Origin of the sequence: Kitasatospora sp. NPDC059571 (assembly GCF_042735675.1) — a bacterium.
Taxonomy (GTDB): domain Bacteria; phylum Actinomycetota; class Actinomycetes; order Streptomycetales; family Streptomycetaceae; genus Kitasatospora.
Window position 1 is genome coordinate 1 of sequence record NZ_JBHWBW010000031.1, and the last position, 3,281, is coordinate 3,281.

Genomic DNA, 3,281 nt, shown 5'->3' on the forward strand with positions numbered 1-3,281 from the left:
CGGGCGCCGCCGCGCACCCCCGGCGCGGCAGGGGCGCCGCGGTCGTCTCCCGCGGCCCCACCACCCGCTACCTGGTCGACCTGGAGGCCGGCGGCCGCCTCACCGCGCAGCGCCAGAACCTCGACGCCTCCCCGGCCGAGGCCGCCGCGCTGCGCGGCAGCCGCGTGCGGCTGGCCTGGGACCGCAGCCACAACGTCCGGATCCCGCAGACCGCCTGACCCCGCCCTCCCCCCCCACAGAATCGGACCCCCGTGCGCACACGCCGCCTGCCCGCAGCATCCCTGCTCGCCGCCCTCGCCCTGCTCGCCGCGGCCTGCAGCGCCACCCCGACCGCCGGCCGCACCGCCGCCGACGGCGCCTTCACCCCGCCCAAGCTCTCCGCCGCCACCTCGGTCGGCGCCGGCGAGGGCCAGGTCAACCTGATCGCCTGGGCCGGCTACGTCGAGAACGGCTCCAACGACCCCAAGGTCGACTGGGTGACCCCGTTCGAGCAGCAGACCGGCTGCAAGGTCAACGCCAAGATCGCCGGCACCTCCGACGAGATGGTCAACCTGATGAAGACCGGCGAGTACGACGCGGTCTCCGCCTCCGGCGACGCCTCGCTGCGCCTGGTCGCCTCCGGCGACGCGGCACCGGTCAACACCGACCTGGTGCCCAACTACAAGGACGTCTTCGACGGCCTGAAGATGAAGAAGTGGAACTCGGTCAACGGGGTCGCCTACGGCATCCCGCACGGCTACGGCGCCAACCTGCTGATGTACCGCACCGACAAGGTCAGCCCCGCGCCGGACTCCTGGGCCCCGGTCTTCGCCGCCGACTCCCCGTACAAGGGCCACCTCACCGCCTACGACTCGCCGATCTACCTCGCCGACGCCGCGCTGTACCTGATGAAGACCCAGCCCGGGCTCGGCATCACCAACCCGTACGCGCTGGACCAGAAGCAGTTCGACGCCGCGGTGGCGCTGCTCAAGCAGCAGAACGCCAACGTCGGCGAGTACTGGAGCGACTACCTGAAGGAGATCTCCTCCTTCAAGTCCGGCGACACCGTCCTCGGCACCACCTGGCAGGTGATCGCCAACCTCGCCGAGAGCGAGAAGGCGCCGGTCGCCGCGGTGCTGCCCAAGGAGGGCGCCACCGGGTGGTCCGACACCTGGATGCTCTCCGCCAAGGCCAAGCACCCCAACTGCGCCTACAAGTGGATGGACTGGATCATCTCGCCGAAGGTGAACGCCCAGGTCGCCGAGTACTTCGGTGAGGCGCCCGCCAACAGCAAGGCCTGCGCGGAGACCGCCGACAAGAACCACTGCACCGTCTACCACGCCGGTGACGCCGCCTACATGGACCGCATCTGGGTGTGGACCACCCCGATCCCGCAGTGCCTCGACGGCCGCCGCGACGTCCAGTGCGTGCCGTACGCCAAGTGGGTCGAGGCCTGGACGGGCATCAAGGGCTGACCATGACCGTCACGACCGACACCCCCAGGCCCACCGACCGGCCGACGGCCGCCGCCGGGAGCTCCCCCTCCCGGCGGCTCGCCGCCCTGCTCCACCGGCACGAGCGGCTGCGCCTGGCCGCGCTGCTCACCGCCCCCGCCCTCTGGCTGCTCGTCGCCTACCTCGGCTCGCTGGCCGCGCTGTTCGTCTCCGCGTTCTGGACGACCGACCCGTTCACCTCGGACGTGGTGAAGGTCTGGAACACCGACAATTTCGCCGCGGTCCTCACCACCGGGGTCTACCGCGACGTCGCCCTGCGCAGCATCGGCGTGGCCCTGCTGGTCACCGCCGTCGACGCGGTGCTGGCCTTCCCGATCGCCTTCTACATGGCCAAGGTGGCCCGCCCCGCGCGCCGCAACCTCCTGGTCGTCGCGGTGCTCACCCCGCTCTGGGCCAGCTACCTGGTCAAGGTGTACGCCTGGCGGGCCATCCTCGCCGACGGCGGGCCACTGGACTGGCTGCTGCACCCGCTCGGCCTCGGCAGCCCCGGCTACGGCCTGCCCGCCACCGTCGCGGTGCTCTCCTACCTCTGGCTGCCGTACATGATCCTGCCGGTCTACGCCGGCCTGGAGCGGCTCCCGGACAGCCTGCTGGACGCCTCCGCCGACCTCGGCGCGGGAGCCTGGCGGACGTTCTGCAGCGTGGTGCTGCCGATGGTGCTGCCCTCGGTGGCGGCCGGCTCGGTGTTCACCTTCTCGCTGAGCCTCGGTGACTACATCGCGGTGCAGATCGTCGGCGGGAAGACGCAGCTGATCGGCAACCTCGTCTACTCCAACATCACCCTCAACCTGCCGCTGGCCGCGGCCCTCGGGACCGTCCCGGTCGTGGTCATCGTGCTGTACCTGCTCGCGGTCCGGCGCAGCGGCGCCCTGCGCGGCCTCTAGGAAGGAGTCTTCGCAGCCATGAACCTCTCCAAGCGCGCCCGGATCGCGCTGCGCGCCGCGGCCGGCCTCGGATTCGCGGTGATCTACCTGCCGCTGCTGCTGGTCCTGGTGCAGTCCTTCAATGCGGACAAGGGCCTCGGCTGGCCGCCCTCGGGCCTCACCCTGCGCTGGTGGGGCGAGGCCTGGGGGAGCACCGGCGCGCGTGACGCCCTGTGGACGTCGGTGCGGGCGGGCCTGGCGGCGACCGTGATCGCCCTGGTGCTGGGCACCCTGGCGGCGTTCGCCGCCCAGCGGCACCGCTTCTTCGGACGCGAGGCGGTCTCCTTCGCCCTCGTGCTGCCGATCGCGCTGCCCGGCATCGTCACCGGCGTGGCCCTCAACACCGCCTTCCGGACGGTGCTCGCGCCGTTCGGCGTGCAGCTGGGGATGTTCACGGTGATCGTCGGCCATGCGACGTTCTGCGTGGTCGTCGTCTTCAACAACGTCGCGGCGCGCCTCCAGCGGATCTCCGGCTCGCTGGAGGAGGCGGCGATGGACCTGGGCGCGGACACCTTCCGCACCTTCCGCGACGTCACCTTCCCGATGGTGCGCTCCGCCCTCGCGGCCGGCGCCCTGCTGGCGTTCGCGCTCTCCTTCGACGAGATCGTGGTGACCACCTTCACCGCGGGCGCCGACGTGCAGACCCTGCCGATCTGGATCTTCGCCAACATGGCCCGGCCCAACCAGGCCCCGGTGGTGGACGTCGTCGCGACCGTCCTCGTGCTGCTCTCGGTCGTGCCGATCTACCTGGCGCAGCGGCTGTCCTCCGACACCGCGTCGGGCGGCCGCCTCTGAGCGCCGCGCACGGACGGGCCGGGCCGCGCGCCCGGCCCGTCCGCGCTGCTCCAGGTCGCACTTGAAGCGC

Annotated in this window: 4 protein-coding genes; all 4 read left to right on the forward strand. The window is 71.9% G+C overall.

Annotated features, from left to right (window positions below):
• Positions 1–218 (forward strand): TOBE domain-containing protein (locus ACFV0G_RS06310; protein ID WP_380542468.1); only part of this gene is annotated, 218 nt, incomplete at its 5' end.
• 33 nt (positions 219–251) lie between these two features.
• Positions 252–1,454, forward strand: coding sequence for an ABC transporter substrate-binding protein (locus ACFV0G_RS06315; protein ID WP_380542471.1), 1,203 nt, complete (start codon positions 252–254; stop codon positions 1,452–1,454).
• Between the two features lie 2 nt (positions 1,455–1,456).
• Positions 1,457–2,377, forward strand: coding sequence for an ABC transporter permease (locus ACFV0G_RS06320; protein ID WP_380542474.1), 921 nt, complete (start codon positions 1,457–1,459; stop codon positions 2,375–2,377).
• A gap of 18 nt (positions 2,378–2,395) precedes the next feature.
• The gene (locus ACFV0G_RS06325) at positions 2,396–3,211 is read left to right on the forward strand and encodes an ABC transporter permease (protein WP_380542479.1); all 816 of its coding nucleotides are present in this window, start codon (positions 2,396–2,398) and stop codon (positions 3,209–3,211) included.
• Positions 3,212–3,281 lie beyond the last annotated feature (70 nt).

What these genes read in the sequence shown, in the direction of transcription:
- ACFV0G_RS06320 (WP_380542474.1), top strand. Translation starts at nt 1,457, where the DNA reads ATGACCGTCACGACCGACACCCCCAGGCCCACCGACCGGCCGACGGCC.
- ACFV0G_RS06325 (WP_380542479.1), top strand. Translation starts at nt 2,396, where the DNA reads ATGAACCTCTCCAAGCGCGCCCGGATCGCGCTGCGCGCCGCGGCCGGC.